A 16,154-nucleotide genomic window follows, 5' to 3' on the forward strand; every position below is an offset into this window, starting at 1 on the left:
GAGGCAGTAGGGTAGCTTTGAATCACAGCGTTTCATATTAGACCTATACCTGATTGGTACATCAGGATGACTGAAACTGTTATTCATTCTAGTCGAGCTGCGCTGAAAATTAAATCTGACATAGGGTTTTAAGCATAGCGTGCTGCAAAATGGTTATTTTCCCATAGTGAACTTTAATAACGCCTTGCTGCTGTAATTCTTGCAATAGCTTATTCACCGTTTGCCTTGAACTGTGCAGCATCAAGGCGAGAGATTCTTGAGAAATGCACAAGCTCGCCCCATTTTCGATAGGAGCTTGATGCTCTAAACCCTCTGCGAGCAGTAAAATACGGCCGCATAATTTCCCTTTTAGAGACAAGCTTCCGGTTTCATCGATGAACGAAAATGTGGTGCGAATGCGCTGACATAGCAAACGCATGAAATGTGGGTAAAGCGCGGGACGCTCAATCAGCAAGGCTTTAAAGTCCTGACTGGAAATTTTCAGTAACTCACAGGGCTCATCTGCATGAGCATCGTGAGCCCGTGGTAATCCGTCAAACAGTGAAATCTCCCCAAACCAATTGCCGGGTTGCATCCAAGTTAAAATGAGCTCCTTTCCTTCCAGAGTGACATTACTTAAACGTACCTTACCCGACATTACGCAATACAAGCCGTCGCCTAAATCATGCTTTTGATAAACCAATTGACCTGTGTCTACGCGCTTCAATTTTGCCGCGGTGACAAGCTGTTCAATCGCGTCTTGAGGAAGTGATTTGAACCAAGAACTTTGATTAAGAATGGGCCTGATAGAGTCTAATAACATGGGATTTATTTTTAATTGTCGCATAGGCGACAGTTTGAATGGTGTCGGTAGATTAAGTTGTGAGCACAAATTTAACAATCGAAAAGAAGTAAATTAATGTCATCAGTAAAGCAACATGTCAGTGAACAAGAATGGAAAGCCAGAGTCGACCTAGCGGCAGCCTACCGTATGGTTGCTCATTATGGTTGGGATGATTTGGTCTTTACTCATATCTCAGCACGAGTGCCTGGGCCTGAGCATCACTTTTTGATCAATCCATACGGCATGATGTTTGACGAAGTTACTGCATCCAGTTTGGTGAAAGTGGATTTACAAGGCAACAAGGTAATGGAATCAGAATATGACATAAACCCAGCTGGTTTTGTTATCCATAGTGCTGTGCACGAAGCGCGAGAAGATGCTCAATGTGTGATGCATTTACACACTACGGCAGGTATCGCTGTGTCTACGCAAAAAGAAGGATTGTTGCCCCTAAGTCAGCAGTCTTTATTCGCGTTATCCTCTATTTCATATCACGAATATGAAGGGGTTGCGTTAAATCCGGATGAGAAAAAACGTTTGGTGGCAGACCTTGGTACCACTAGCTTTATGATTTTACGCAATCATGGACTACTCACTTGCGCTGAGTCTATCGCAGATGCATTTTTAGGGATGTTTCTGTTGCAGCGCTCTTGTGAGATTCAGCTGCAAGCGCAAGCATCAGGACAAGAGCTTAATCCCATTCCGGAGCATATTCTGGCTGGTATCAGAGCGCAAGCAAAACAAGTGACACGCTCAGCTGGTGGCGCTCTCGCTTGGCCGGGTATTTTACGTAAACTTGACCGTACCAACCCAGGCTACGATGAATAATGCATGATTTTCCTACTCTTGCGCAGTATCAATCAAGTGCGAGTTACGCCCAGATTGGTGAGTACCAAATTGCCTACTGGACTGCACAAGACAAGGAAGCTGTAGCAAATGACGCACCATGGATCTTACTGATCCATGGCTTTCCCAGCGCAGCATGGGATTGGCACTATCAGTGGCAGATATTACGCCAACAATACCGGTTAGTGTGCCTGGACTTACTGGGATTAGGGTTATCAGATAAGCCGCATAAACACGATTATAGTTTGCTCGAGCAAGCGGATATCGTTGAAAAGCTGATGGCCTATTTAGATATTGGGCAATGCCATATTCTTGCTCATGATTATGGAGACTCAGTCGCCCAAGAATTATTGGCTCGCCAACATGAAAAAAGAATGGGCTTGAACGTCAAAAGCCTTTGTTATCTAAATGGAGGGTTGTTTGCGGATCACCATCGCCCGCTGCTAACACAAAAGTTACTTAAAAGCCCTTTGGGGCCTTTGGTGGCAAAATGTATGAGCTTGAGGAGTTTGCACAACAGTTTTGCGAAAATCTTTGGACCACGAAGCCAGCCTGAAGCAGCGCATGTTGCAATTTTGTATGAGTTACTTGAATGGAAGCAAGGAAAACGAGTACTGTCCAGCTTACTGGGCTACATAGATGAGCGCAAAGTGCATGGTGCACGATGGATCACTGCCATGCAGCGCACACCAGTTGCTCAGTGTTTCGTGAATGGTATACACGATCCAATATCGGGTCGGCATATGTTACGTCAATTTGAAAAACTACTGCCTAGTGCTCAAACCCATGGGCTGGACGTTGGCCACTATCCTCAACTTGAAGCGCCCCAGCAAGTCACAGAATTATATCAAGCATTTGTGGCGCTACACAGCTGATAGAGCGATAACCCTGGGTTGCTTTGATAAACCTGTATGGTTTGCGTCTTTTGAATTGCGGATTTTGTCTACATTCAGTCGCGCAAGTGATTAGACCATTACCTAAACACCCTAGAAAATCTCTTATGGGCATTTAGCTTATTGATTCACCGTGGCATACTTGCGCTCTTTTTTTCGGGCGTAGCGGCAATTCGCTGGCGTGCTATGAGGTCCCATCAGTTGAAAATTTATTATGAAGACAGTCTGCCTTATGCTGCTGAATTTTTTGCAGGGTTAGGTGACAGCCAGATTTTTTCCCACAAAGACGTCAATGGCGCGCTCGTCGCAGATGCTGACGTGTTATTGGTGCGCTCGACGACTAAGGTCAATGCTGAGCTTCTTAAAGCCAATCAAAACATCAAATATGTGGGCACAGCGACCGCAGGTATTAATCATCTCGATAAAGATTACTTGCGCAGCCGTGGATTAGATATTCACTCTGCAGCAGGCTGCAATGCAATAGCGGTTGCCGAATATGTCCTTAGTGCGTTATTCGTTATGGCTGAAAAACTTGGTTGGCAGTTAACCGCTAAAACGGTGGGTATTGTCGGAGCGGGCCACGTAGGCACTCGCTTAACTGAGAAACTGACAGCGCTGGGTATTCGCTACCATTTGTGCGATCCCCCGTTGGCAGATGCTGGCGACACCAGAGATTTTGTCGATATGGATACCATCATGCAGTGCGATATCATTAGCTTGCATGTGCCTTTAGTTGAAGGCGGTCAATACAATACAGGGCATATGTTTGATGCTAAACGTATCGGGCAATTGGGTGAAGACCAGCTTTTGATTAACGCTTGTCGCGGTGAAGTCATTGATAATAAAGCGTTGCTAGATAGCTTTGAATCAGGGCGCAAGCTAAATGTTGTGTTAGATGTGTGGGAAAACGAACCAGATATCGACCAAGCACTTGTACCCTATATCGCATTAGCCACAGCGCATATTGCTGGGCACACCGTTGAGGGAAAAGCGCGCGGTACTGAAATGCTTTATCAGCAAGTGTGCGAACAATTTGGTTTTAATGCGACGAAAAAGCTTAGCGATTATTTGCCAGCACCACAGCCAGACAGTATTACTCTTGATGAAACTTTAAGCGGGCAAGCGCAACTAAGTGCATTAGTGCTCAGTGTGTATGACATTCGAAAGGACTCAAAGCAGTTTAAAGAGACCATTGAACAGCCGGATCAGTTTAGATATATCCGAAAAAACTATTCTATTCGAAGAGAATTCGCTGCACTTAGCGTAAATACTGGAAATTATACCGGATCAGAGGCAATCTACGCACTCGGATTCAACCGTAAATAAGTTACTTAAATAAACAATCACATTTTAGGAGTTATGCTACATGTCTCGGTCTTTTGATGTCGCCGTGTTGGGTGCTACTGGTTTAGTAGGACAACACATGATTGAAATTCTTGAACAAAGAGGATTTCCAGTCAATAAACTTTACCCATTAGCGAGCTCACGTTCAGCTGGTGGTACGGTGACGTTTAAGGGTGAAGAAGTGACGGTGCTAGACGCAGATACCTTCGATTGGAGCCTAGTGCAATTAGGTTTCTTTTCAGCGGGCGGCAGTGTTTCTGAGAAATTTGCTCCTATCGCTGCAGAAGCAGGTTGCGTGGTTATCGATAATACATCGCACTACCGTTATGAACCGGATATCCCACTAGTGGTGCCGGAAGTGAATGCCCATGCATTGGCTGACTTTCGTAATCGCAACATCATCGCTAACCCTAACTGTTCAACCATTCAAATGATGGTTGCACTTAAGCCAATCCACGACGCAGTGGGTATTGATCGCATTAACGTGTGCACTTACCAGTCGGTATCAGGGGGCGGTAAAGAGTCTATGGATGAACTGGCGAAGCAAACTGCCGCGCTACTAAATGGGCAAGAAGCAAAGCCTGAAGCCTTTAGTCGCCAAATCGCGTTTAACGTTATTCCACAAATAGATGTGTTTTTAGACAACGATTACACCAAAGAAGAAATGAAGATGGTGTGGGAAACTCAGAAAATTTTGGGTGACGAAAGCATTCGTGTGAACGCCACAGCAGTGCGTGTTCCGGTATTTTATGGTCACGGTGAAGCGATACACATAGAAACGCGTACCCCGATTGATGCACAAGATGCGAAAAACTTACTGGCTGAAGCGCCAGGTATTGTTCTAAAAGCGGACCCAGCCGACTTCCCTACTCAAGTAAGTGATGCGAGCGGAAATGATGATGTGCACGTAGGGCGTGTTCGTAACGATATCAGTCACCCCAATGGCCTAAATATGTGGGTTGTTTCTGATAACGTGCGCAAGGGCGCAGCGACTAACAGTATCCAAATTGCAGAGGTGCTTATTCGCGATTACATGTGATCAACGAATAGCTCAACTTTAACCCACGGTGCGTACTTCACGGCCGTGGGTTAATTATTTGTGCAGTCAATAGTTCTAAATATTTGCTTATAGTTTAATGGCTTATATATTCATATTTTTACTGCATGTGCCGATAATAAGACATAGCCTTAGCATAAATCGTGTGATGTTTTAGTTGTTATGTTCTTAGGCGAATTGATAGGAAAATGGCAATTATGCCATTCTAGATCATCTGAATCTTCTGGTTTATAGTAAGTCGTGAAGATGTAATCCACTTAGTTTATGAATTTGTGGAATATTCTTTGCTATGATTCGTCGTATGCAAGTGCGCGTATCGATAATAATAAATGATATTGTAGATAACCAGATGGCGGCTTATTTACCCTAATTTCGAGGCATAAAGGATCAATGAATTTGCGAACGCTAGCCCTCTTATTTGTAGCGAGCCTCACCTTAACCTTTTCTATTGGTTTACACTCAGCCGATTTTCAGCAAATCCGTATTAAAGGTCCCAAAAGTAGCGATTCAGATTACTCAGGTCAAACATATGGCCCAATAACGGCCGCTGACACACTTTGGCGTATCGCAAGTGACGCAAGACAGAATACCAATCACTCCATATATCAAGTGATGCTCGCCACCTACGAGCTCAACCCCGATGCGTTTGAACGCAATAACATAAATCTGATGCGAGACGGAGCCATTTTACGTCTTCCGGCTTCTAAGTATGTGAAAAGGGTAAACGAAGCCCAAGCGATTTCAAAAGTGCGCTACGACAACCAGCTACTTAATTTAGGTGGTGAAACTCTTGGTGCTGGCGCAACAGGTAACGTCAATAAAAAATTAGCCAGTAAAGACGATTTAGACGAAACCAAAGACATAATTGAAAAACGTTTAGGTGCTATCGATGAGGAACAAAATCGTCAATTTCAAGAAATTCGGCAACAATTTGCCGAGTCTATTCTTAGCGTTCAAACTATTATCAATGAAAACCAGCGCGTTTTCGAAAGCCTTGATTCGGTTAACAAAGACTTAGCAGAAATTCGCAATCAAGAAGAAATGCGAGACGAACAAATGTCGCAAATGGGCAAGAGCATTGAAGAGCTTCTTGCTAAATCTCGTGACGCTGAGGCCAAAGCGTTAGCAGAGCAGCAACGAGGCGGTTTCACGGATTGGTTGATGAAACCACTGACCCTGATTATATCCTCAATCTTAGTTTCTTTGCTGATCTTAGGTGGTTTTGCTTACTGGCTGGTGAAGCGTAAAAAGCCGCAGGAGATGGATCTAGACTTATTGGCAACAAAAGACGAGCCGGCTGATACCTATGTGGCCAGCGAGATGGACGATCTGTCTGATGCCTTAAGCGAAGAATTAACCTCGGAACTAGATGACGATAATTTATTTGGCGAACAAGATGTTCCCGACGACGTATTAGCAGAAGAGCTGAAGGAATCATTTGACGACGCGCAAGAGCTCGATGACACCCAAGAACTTGATGGCAAAGAAGAATTCGATGATCTTGGCGATGATATGTTGGTGCCAGATAGCGAACTCAATCCGACAGAAGAGTTCGAAGCAGGAAGTGACGAACTTGACCAAGATGATCTAGACAACCTATTCGAAGATGAAGACGATCTGTTGGCTGAAATCGATGAGGAAATGGATAACATCAGCCTGTCTGATGAAGATAAGGAAGAAAGCCAGGCAGACGCGCAAGAAGCCGAAACTGCGAAGGTAGAAATAGACGAAACTCAAGCAGAAACTTCTGAAGCTGAAAACACAGAGGAGTCGAGCGCCCTAGACGACGAAAATTTTGACTTTGATATAGATCTCGACGAGTCGGCGAAAGTAGAAAGCGCAACTGAAGCCGAAATTGTCGAAGAGCTAGGGGATGAAGACCTAGATTTAGACGATAACGATTTGGATGACATCGACGTCGAAACCACTGATGATGCATCTAACGAGCCACTGCAGGAAACATCAAGCGACGCTGGGGCAGTCTCCCAGGTGGATGACACTGATGAGCAACCTGAAATCAGTATCGATGATTTACTCGTGGAGCCTAAACCTGAGTTGCCAGAATCATCTGAAGTGAATGCAGATGACCCCATCAATGAAGATATGCTCGAGCAACTCGATAAAGAGATTGCATCGCAAAGTGAAGAGCTAGACAACATCACCAGCAACTTGATTGATGAACTTGAACAAGTCGAGATGATGCAGGACATGCTCCCTGATGAAGAGGATGCATCCGAGCCAGAATTTACCGGTACGCCGCAACATGATATTCAGGAACTAGACAAGATTACGGAAGGCTTAGGCGATATTTTTGCTGAAGCTGATAGCCATGGAACTGAAAAAATTGAACATGATGTTGAAAATCTGTCAGTAGAAGATTTGACGCCAGCAGATGAAGATATTGGAACTGAAGTTGAAGAGCCAGCGCTAACAGCTGAGCAGGCCGATGAGTTTGAAGCAGAAGAATCAAAGTCTTTAGAAGAGGAATTACCCCCAGAGGCCGCAAACACTGACGAATCAGTAGATGAAATCCCGGGGACAGAGGACGTGCCGCTTGAAGAGGCTGCAACAGACCATGAAGAATCAACGCCGATAGCTGGGCAGGCCAATGAGTTTGAAGCAGAAGAATCAAAGTCTTTAGAAGAGGAATTACCCCCAGAGGCCGCAAACACTGACGAATCTGTAAATGAAGAATTAACACCGACGGCTGAGCAGGCCGATGAGCTTGTAACAGAGGAATCACAGTCTCTAGAAGAAGATTTAACTCCAGAAGTAGCAGAGACTAACGAGTTATTAGAAGTCTCAGTAGATCAAAATTCGGCGACAGAAGACGAGCCGCTTGAAGAGGCTGGGACAGACCATGAAGAATCAACGCCGATAGCTGAACAGACCGAGGAGTCTGTAACAGAGGAATCACAGTCTCTAGAAGAAGATTTAACCCCAGAAGCAGCAGAGGCTAACGAGTCATTAGACGACTCAGTAGATGAAAGCCCGGCGACAGAGGACGAGCCGCTTGAAGAGGTTCGGGCAGACCATGAAGATTCAACGCCGATAGTTGATCAAACCGACGAGCTTGCAACAGAGGAATCAGAGCCGTCAGCGGAGGAAACCGCACCTGAGACGGCAATCACTGACGAACCAGTCGATGAGCCAGAAAGTGAAGAGCTGGAATTAGATACTGACTCAGATGTTATCAGTGAAGATAATGCGTTAGAGCAAGCACTTGCTGATTTCGATGAAACGACGTCTGAGGCGAATGACGAGCCCTCTCAAGCGGATGAAAGCGAAACGTCATCTGATCCGATGAATTTGGACGATATAGATGCCTTAGGTGATTTCGATGATGGCGAATTAGAAAAAGCCCTAGCAGATTTTGACGATGATGGGCCTAAAACGAGTGTTGAGCCATCTCAGCCTAAGGAAAGTGCTCTGCCATCTGATGCGATGGATTTAGACGATATAGATGCCTTAGGTGATTTCAATGATGATGAATTAGAGCACGCGCTAGAGAACTTTGTTCTAGACGATGATTCTGGCAATAGCGAGACGTTGTCCGATAACGAATCATTAACACCTTCTTCTGCGAAAGATAGTGAAGAATTAGATGAATTTCCTGAACTTGGGGATTGGTTAAACGAAGTCAATGAAGACGATAAAGGGGCTATTGAGAACCTAGAATCAGCCTCATTCGATGACATGTTACAGACTTTAGATGAAGATTTAGGCGATGCCATTTCTGCAACGTCTGAAAGCGAGCCATCACTCAGCAACACCAATCAAGCTGGGCAAGATATTGATGGCGCGGTGGACATAGCAACGTTACTGGAAGAAAGCGATCCCCATGGGCAAGATCGCGATTTTCTAGACGTTGACGACTTGCTGAATGACAGTATCACTGCGGATCCCTCACCGGAAAAAGCACTAGATTTAGAATCCGTGATGGGTGAATTCTCAGGGGCACAAGGCGACGTTGATCATATCGACGTGGACAGTGATGACGGCTTTGGCGCTAAGCTTGATTTAGCCCATGCCTATATCGAAATAGGTGAGACTGAATCAGCTACAGAGCTACTTGAAGAAATCATTGAAAACGGACATCCCCCGCAATCAGATGAAGCTAAGCGTGTCTTGGCTAGCCTATCCGAAAATGACTAAGTAAGAAATTACGACAAAGACGACGTGATGTCGTTGTCTCTACCCGATTAAATGTCGTAAAAAAGCGTCTTTATTTAATACATCAACAAAAAATAAGTTAGTATTATTCAAAAAATTGAGGCGGCTGTGACTAGGTTCATTTTCTTTCTATTGCTAATCATGGCAAATTCAGTCAGTTATGCTGGCAACATTGCGGTTACTCTTTTGGATAATCAGCAAAAACCGTTAGTGAATGCTGTGGTTTATCTTTTACCGAAAACGGCATCTGTAGAGCCCGTTGAAAACATGGCGATCATGGATCAAGTCGACACCCAGTTTTACCCGCATATTCTTGCAGTTCAGCGTAACACTCAAGTGAGTTTTCCTAATTCTGACTCGATTCAGCATCACGTATACTCGTTCTCTAGCGCTAAGGTATTTGAGTTAGAGCTATACAAGGGGTTGCGGGCGGATCCGTTGTTGTTCGACAACCTTGGTGTGGTGGAAATGGGGTGTAATGTGCATGACTGGATGCTGGGTTATATTTATGTAGTGGATACGCCGTATTTTAAAAAATCGGGCAGCGCAGGTGAGGTGACAATCAACGTGCCTGACGGTGAATATACGCTTAATGCATGGCATCCACGTATCAGCGATAGCCCAGAGTCATTCCAAATGATGTTATCAGTAAAAGGTGATACTCAGATTAAGATGAGTGTGCCTTCAGCTCTGTTACCTGATGTAAATGCCTTTGAAGATAGTGCAGATGAATTCGGTGAATATGAGTAGCAAAAGCGTGTTGATTAAACCCTCTTTGCAAATGCGAATGTCATTCATATTTTTGCTCTTGCTTGGTATTATTGTTGTGGTGACCATTTATTTCGTTCAGCAAGCCACCTACAAACACGCTAGAGCTCAACTGTTAAGTCATATTCAAACCTCTGCTGGCGTTGTGCAAGATAATGTTGAGGGACGAGCCAGTGCGCTAGATAACGGAATGGCTACACTCGCCAAAGATTTCAGCATGAAGCAACTCATAGCAACAGCTAAAAATGATCAACGCTCTTTAGGCTCTGCTATGTCTAACTACCAAAGCCGCTTAGGAGCAGATATCTACTGGGTTTTGGATAAGGACTTCACACCACTTATTGCAGCGCAATCGCCGTTTGCAAACAGCAAACAAGTTGTTCCTGCATTTTCCAAAGCCACTCTGCATTGGTTTACTTACCAAGGGCGTAACTATCTTATGCGCTCAATTCCTGTGCGCTTTGTTGAAACTTCGGCTCAAATCAATGCTTGGGTCGTGATGGGGATTGATGCAAAGAAACTGTTCACACCGCATCTGGTGGATTTAACCGATATGCAAATAACACTGTTCGGTGGCAATGCTAGTGTGCTTTTGGGAGCGACCCCTGAAACGCATTTCGTTGTGGGCTCAAGGCAAGGCGAAATCGCTGAAACGCGAGGACTTCACAGTTTACCAGTAAATTCTACCAGCATAATTTACAGTGCTTTTGAGCTTGGTACTTGGCAAGGTGAATCGGCTTTTATCGTATTGTCGATGGATGAAGATGATGCGTTTCTTTCTAATGAAAGTTTAATTGGTCAGTTAATCTTCATTTTGTTGGCCGCTGCCGCGCTGGGTTTATTAGGTGCGACACTGCTATCACGGGAAATTACCAAGCCGTTACATAAACTGATAGATGCCGCGCGCAGAATGCGTGCAGGTGAAAATGTTGATAGTTTTCCCAATGCAAACACCCGAGAAGTAGAAACGCTTTCCAGCGCCTTTAGTGATATGCAACTAGGTATACAAGATCGTGAAGCACAAATTCACCAACTGGCTTATTTTGACGAGCTAACCCATATCCCAAACCGGATCCAATTTTCTAACCATATCAGGGGCATGATCAGGCAAACTCCAGAATGCGAGTTGATCGTTTTAATGATAGATGTAGACAGGTTCAAAGAGATAAACGATACCCTAGGTCATGATTTAGGCGACGAACTGCTTATTGCCATCGCCAAGCGCTTACATAACCACACGCAAAACAAGGGTTTTTGTGCGCGATTAGGGGGAGATGAATATGCTTGGGTCGGCCTTCAAGAGGTTGATACACGCCCGCAAGATGTGGCTCAAAATCTTCTAAGCGTGTTCGAGCAGCCCTTTAAGATAGAAAATCTAGTGCTAGATGTGGACTGCTCAATGGGGATTGCCCTTTATCCACAACACGCTTCGTCGCTGCAAGGGCTTATGCAATGTGCTGATATTGCGATGTACAGTTGTAAAGAGCAGCATAATCCATTCGCTCTTTATAATGATGCACTTAACAAACATTCAGTGGTTCGATTAAGTCTTATGTCACAGCTTAAAGGCGCGTTAGCTGAGGGACAATTAGAGCTACATTACCAACCCAAATTAACCATCGCGAACGATAAAATAGAAACGCTAGAATGCCTAATACGCTGGTTTCACCCTGAACATGGTTTCGTTCCCCCTGATGACTTCATTCCATTAGCCGAGCAAACAGGCGCTATTCGCCACGTTACCCAATGGGCATTAAGAACAGCGTGCGAGCAACTTAAACAATGGCGCGATAAGAACATATATTTTTCCGTGGCAGTGAACATTTCAGCGATCGATTTAGTTGATCTGTCGTTACCAGCGAGCATTAATTCCTTGCTCAATGAGTTCGATTTACCTCCCAGTTCATTGACAATGGAAGTGACTGAAAGTGCGGTTATGGGCGATCCAGAAAATGCCCTCAAGGCATTAAACTTACTGCGAGATATGGGCGTGTCCTTGTCTATTGATGACTTTGGTACGGGCTATTCTTCGATGGCTCAACTAAAAAAAATGCCTGTAGATGAACTCAAAATTGATAAGGCATTTGTACTTGCGTTAGCCACAAATCAAGAAGACAGAGTGATGGTGAAAACGCTAGTCAGCCTAGCGCGAAATTTAGGGCTTACAACAGTAGCTGAAGGGGTTGAAGACCTCGCAACGTTAGAGTTTTTAATAGAAGTCGGTTGCACCAAGGCACAAGGCTATTACATGACTAAGGCATTGCGCGCTGATGAATTAATCGCTTGGTATGAAACGTTTACCGAACAGGGATTAGCTTCGTGCTCACAATGAGGTGGCCGCGTTTTGGGCCTGCAATGTTACTTGGTTTTTATATAATAGTCGGTTGGCAAAATCCTGTAAGTGCCCAGCAATTCAGCGGCCTCATTCAGGTGAATATTGTGCACGGTGGTGATCATACACCGTGGCTTGATAAAGGAACCGGTATTCTTGCGTATCAAGATAATGCAGTGCATTTACAGCAAGGCGTATTAAGAGTAGCGGATCGGTTATCATCGAGTTTCTCCTATGATGTCAGCGCTAACCTGTATCAGCTAGGTGAGCAACGCTTGGGTATTTCACAAGCAACCATACACTATAAGCCTTTGTCTCATCGTCAGGTCCGTTTTAAATCGAGAGCAGGGTTCTTTTACCCGCGTTTGTCTCTTGAGAATGTGGATTTAGGATGGCTATCGCCCTATACCTACACGCAATCTGCTATCAACAGTTGGGTTGGCGAAGAACTCAGGATTGCAGGTATCGAAGGATCGTTATTTAGTTCAGGGCGCAGTCGTCGCAGTCCATTGACTTGGGAAGTAACAGCTGGGGCTTTTAAAGGCAACGATACCTTGGGTACCGTGCTTAGCTGGCGAGGCTTTGCAATGCACGATAGACAAAGCTTGCACAATGATAGAGTTGTGTTCGCTAATTACCCTACGGTTGTGGATCCTAACGGAATCTTTCATCCGTCTTATGTGGAGCCATTTCATGAGCTTGATAGCAGAGTAGGGTATTACCTAGGTGCACACCTGAATTACTATCACAGCAGTAAAGTCCGTTATTATTTTTACGACAATCAGGCCAATCCAAACGTCGTGAATTCTCAGCGTTTATACGCTTGGCGTACTAAGTTTCATTCGTTGGCGCTCTCACATGACGTCACGCCAAATGGACGATTCATTGCCCAATGGTTAACAGGCAGCAGCCACATGGGGCAGCGATTTGTATACATCAATTTCGACGCATACTATGTCATGTATAGCCATAAAGTCGGCTCACATCGATTCAGCGCCCGCTACGATGACTTTAATGTTGGGGAAGATGACATATTCCCAGACGATCCAAACAACAGCGACGGGCAGGCTGTGACCTTCGCATGGCGTTATACCATTGATAAAAATTGGCAAGTGGGGCTAGAGCAACATTTTAATCGTAATAGCGCTGATATTCGTTCGACGCTTGGCGAGCAACAAAGACAAAATCAGCAACAAACCCTTGCCGTGGCCCAGTACAGATGGCGCTAGAAGCACTAATATATAGATACAAAAACGGCAACCCATGGTTGCCGTTTTTTTCACGCTTGACCGTTGTTTAGAAGAAAGTGTAAACGATGGTTGCTGCTGTTTGCGTATCTAGTTTTTCTGTTCCCTCAGACACACTTGAGTTGTGATCGAAAGTTAAGGTTAGTTTCATTGACAATGAACTGTTTATTTTGGCTGAGATAGAGCTAATGGACTTAGATTTGGTGTTATCTTCACCCACTTCCGTACTCATTGTTTGTTTGAACGTTGCCGTATCAGAAATTTTCCAATTGAAGCCTAATGCGCCACGAACGATGAAACTATCTGCGTCTTCACCTTCAGAGGTTTCAGCAAAAGAGTAACCAGGACCGATACTGTATTCAAACTTGGTGGTTTCGTTGTCCCACAACTTTTGGCTCCAACCCGCGGCAACGGTTGACTGATAATTAAAGCTGCTGAAGCGGTCATCTTCGTATGAACCGAACGCGAATAAACGGTGATCAGGGTTGGCTAACTTGTAGTTACCTTGACCAGAGATAAAGAATTTCTGCGCTGTAGTTTGGCTTTCACTGGTATCATCATCGAGGGTGACATCATCTTTCTTATATAGCCCTTCGAACAAGAAATCATTGCTCCATTGCTCTAATTCTTGATGAGCAGATAACTTAGCATTTAAAGACGTGGTCTCTGTGTTGCCCGAGGTGGCGATAAAGCCTAGCTCGCCATCCATAGTAAATGGTTTAACTTCTTCTTGGGCGAAGGCATTTCCCGCGAGGAGTAATCCAGAGGCGATAAGCGTTTTTTTCATTTAAAAATATCCTTAAGTTGAAAAGTAAAATTTGTTAGGGCAATGGCGAATTAGAAAAATTGATACACGAGCGTAACAGCGGTTTCCGTGTCTAGGCTCTCTTGGGCCACTTCGGCGTTGCTGTTGTGTTCCATAATAAAAGACAGCTTCATGGCCAAAGAGCCAAAGATTTTAGTGGAAAGTGACGTCTCTGATTTTGTTCTGGTGTATTCAGGATCGGTTTCAGTACTGATGAACTGGCGAAACTGCGCGGACTTAGATATTTCTAAGGTGTATTCCAAAGCGGTGCGAAGAATGACGCCTTGTAAGTCATCATTTTCTTCGTCGTTTTTGGCTTCAGCAATAGCATAACCCGGTCCTACACTGTATTTGAACTCGCTAAATTCGTCGCGCCAAAGGCGTTCACTCCAACCGCTGGCGACTAAAGTTTGGTAGTCATAAATATCGAACCGATCATTTTCATATTCGGCATAAATAAAGATCCGTTCATCCGGCGAGGCGAGCTTAAAGTCTATTTGGGTGGAGATAAAGTTCTTCTGAGCCGTAGTAACGTCATATTCATCCCCACCATCGTCTGCTTCTTTTGAGGTTTTATACCGAGTATTGGCAATCGCTTGGTAGCTCCATTTCTCGAGCTCGTGACTGATATTAAATTTAGCATTGATACTGGAAGAGTTGGTGTTGCCTTTGTTATACAGTAAACCTAATTCACCGGTGGCCGTGATGTTGCTTCCAGATGCTGGAAGGTTACCACCGCTATCGGACATGTAGAGCGAGCGCATAATGTTTATTTGAGCGTGGCAGGGGAAACACAGTGCCAGCAAGATGAGGTATCTAAGCATTATTCTTCGAAACATGTTAGGTGGCTAAAAGACAATGCCGTGCAGTATAGCTAAACGGGATAGTAAATGCATCCATAAACATGGCTGAAGCCTTCTACTTTAGGCTACCACCAGAACATCATGGGCTAAGAAGTTCAATCATAGTTTGTGCTTCCATGTGTGCGAATTTTATACCGTCCGTTACGTCTTGTTCTTCTAAACCCGCTTTGCGTAAAATCATCGGGTGAATCAAACTCAAAGCACTAAATTTATCAGGAGAAACCATAGCCACAGCTACGCGGCAAATGGTAAACATTAGGCTTACTTCGCGGCTCGAGTTTGCTGCCGTTTCATTGTTGGCATCTGGCAACACTTGGTACAAATGTGCAGGGAGTCCCCATTGTTTTAATAAAGCGTAGGTGCAATCCGTATAAAAGAACCCCAGTACCGACTTTTGGCGTTTCCAAGGTGGTACATGTTGGTCGTAATCGTTACAGGCAATTGCCAGTTCAGGGGTTTGCACTGCAACGATGAGTTCTCCGATATTGTGCAATAAGCCGATAACAAAATACCGAGCACTGGTGCGGGTTTGCGTCATTTTTGCTAAGTGTTTAGCCACCAATGCAGCGTAGATACTTTGTAACCAGAAACGCTTTAAATCAATTACGTCGTTGCTGAAATGTTCAAACGCAGACCCAGCCGTCTCGGCCATCACCAAATTGTACAGGGCTTCACCGCCCACTACATTAACGGCTTTATTCATGTTATCCACTTGAGACTCAAAACGGAATAAGGCACTGTTGGCCAACTTCAGAAGCTTAGAGCTAAGGGCTGGGTCGGTAGACACAAGTCTCGCGATATCGTCCGTGCTGGCATTGTTGCTGTCTAGCAGCGTGCGAATTTGTACACAAATTTTAGGTAAGGCGAATGACTCAGTAGCACGGGTTGCGTATTCATCAGCAGAAAACATAAGCTAGCCCTTTGATTTTTTTATTATTAGTTGCTCAGTATAGCCCCCATTGTTGCAATATTGATATTGAACTAAAGGCGCTTTTACAGGCCA

At 44.6% G+C, this 16,154-nt stretch carries 12 protein-coding genes; 8 read left to right on the top strand and 4 right to left on the bottom strand.

Annotated elements, in window-relative coordinates; all coding sequences use genetic code 11:
• Positions 1–109: 109 nt before the first annotated feature.
• The gene (locus GMES_RS19100; protein WP_006994443.1) at positions 110–802 is read right to left on the bottom strand and encodes a Crp/Fnr family transcriptional regulator; all 693 of its coding nucleotides are present in this window, start codon (positions 800–802) and stop codon (positions 110–112) included.
• A gap of 96 nt (positions 803–898) precedes the next feature.
• On the opposite strand from GMES_RS19100, the gene GMES_RS19105 reads away from it, so the two are divergent.
• The 8 genes from GMES_RS19105 to GMES_RS19140 all read left to right on the top strand — a co-directional run bounded on the left by GMES_RS19105 (position 899) and on the right by GMES_RS19140 (position 13,465).
• Positions 899–1,651 carry a class II aldolase/adducin family protein gene (locus GMES_RS19105; protein ID WP_006994445.1) on the top strand — a complete coding sequence of 251 codons (753 nt, stop codon included), beginning with the start codon at positions 899–901 and terminating at the stop codon, positions 1,649–1,651.
• A complete protein-coding gene (locus GMES_RS19110) occupies positions 1,651–2,544 on the top strand; it encodes an alpha/beta fold hydrolase (RefSeq protein ID WP_006994446.1) in 894 nt (297 codons plus the stop codon). Before GMES_RS19105 ends, GMES_RS19110 begins: the two co-directional genes overlap by 1 nt.
• A gap of 219 nt (positions 2,545–2,763) precedes the next feature.
• Entirely contained in the window at positions 2,764–3,888 is a 1,125-nt protein-coding gene (locus tag GMES_RS19115) for a 4-phosphoerythronate dehydrogenase (RefSeq protein ID WP_006994447.1), read from the top strand.
• Between the two features lie 40 nt (positions 3,889–3,928).
• On the top strand, positions 3,929–4,945 hold the full coding sequence (locus GMES_RS19120) for an aspartate-semialdehyde dehydrogenase (RefSeq protein ID WP_006994448.1): 1,017 nt from the start codon (positions 3,929–3,931) through the stop codon (positions 4,943–4,945).
• A 408-nt stretch (positions 4,946–5,353) separates the two neighbouring features.
• Entirely contained in the window at positions 5,354–9,118 is a 3,765-nt protein-coding gene (locus GMES_RS19125; RefSeq protein ID WP_006994449.1) for a FimV/HubP family polar landmark protein, read from the top strand.
• Between the two features lie 126 nt (positions 9,119–9,244).
• Positions 9,245–9,886, top strand: a complete 642-nt coding sequence (locus GMES_RS19130; RefSeq protein ID WP_226990342.1) for a methylamine utilization protein — start codon at positions 9,245–9,247, stop codon at positions 9,884–9,886.
• A complete protein-coding gene (locus tag GMES_RS19135) occupies positions 9,879–12,236 on the top strand; it encodes a putative bifunctional diguanylate cyclase/phosphodiesterase (RefSeq protein WP_006994451.1) in 2,358 nt (785 codons plus the stop codon). The genes GMES_RS19130 and GMES_RS19135 overlap by 8 nt, the downstream gene beginning before the upstream one ends.
• Positions 12,237–12,259: 23 nt before the next feature.
• A complete protein-coding gene (locus tag GMES_RS19140) occupies positions 12,260–13,465 on the top strand; it encodes a hypothetical protein (protein ID WP_006994452.1) in 1,206 nt (401 codons plus the stop codon).
• 67 nt (positions 13,466–13,532) lie between these two features.
• On the opposite strand, the gene GMES_RS19145 is transcribed toward GMES_RS19140, so the two are convergent.
• The 3 genes from GMES_RS19145 to GMES_RS19155 all read right to left on the bottom strand — a co-directional run bounded on the left by GMES_RS19145 (position 13,533) and on the right by GMES_RS19155 (position 16,061).
• Positions 13,533–14,270: a DUF481 domain-containing protein gene (locus GMES_RS19145; protein ID WP_006994453.1), complete on the bottom strand. Its 738-nt coding sequence runs from the start codon at positions 14,268–14,270 to the stop codon at positions 13,533–13,535.
• A gap of 50 nt (positions 14,271–14,320) precedes the next feature.
• On the bottom strand, positions 14,321–15,037 hold the full coding sequence (locus GMES_RS19150) for a DUF481 domain-containing protein (protein WP_006994454.1): 717 nt from the start codon (positions 15,035–15,037) through the stop codon (positions 14,321–14,323).
• 193 nt (positions 15,038–15,230) lie between these two features.
• Positions 15,231–16,061 (bottom strand): HDOD domain-containing protein, encoded by an 831-nt coding sequence (locus GMES_RS19155; protein WP_006994455.1) that lies wholly within the window; start codon positions 16,059–16,061, stop codon positions 15,231–15,233.
• Positions 16,062–16,154 lie beyond the last annotated feature (93 nt).

The sequence above is a fragment of the Paraglaciecola mesophila KMM 241 genome (assembly GCF_000315015.1).
GTDB classification, from domain to species: Bacteria; Pseudomonadota; Gammaproteobacteria; order Enterobacterales; family Alteromonadaceae; genus Paraglaciecola; species Paraglaciecola mesophila.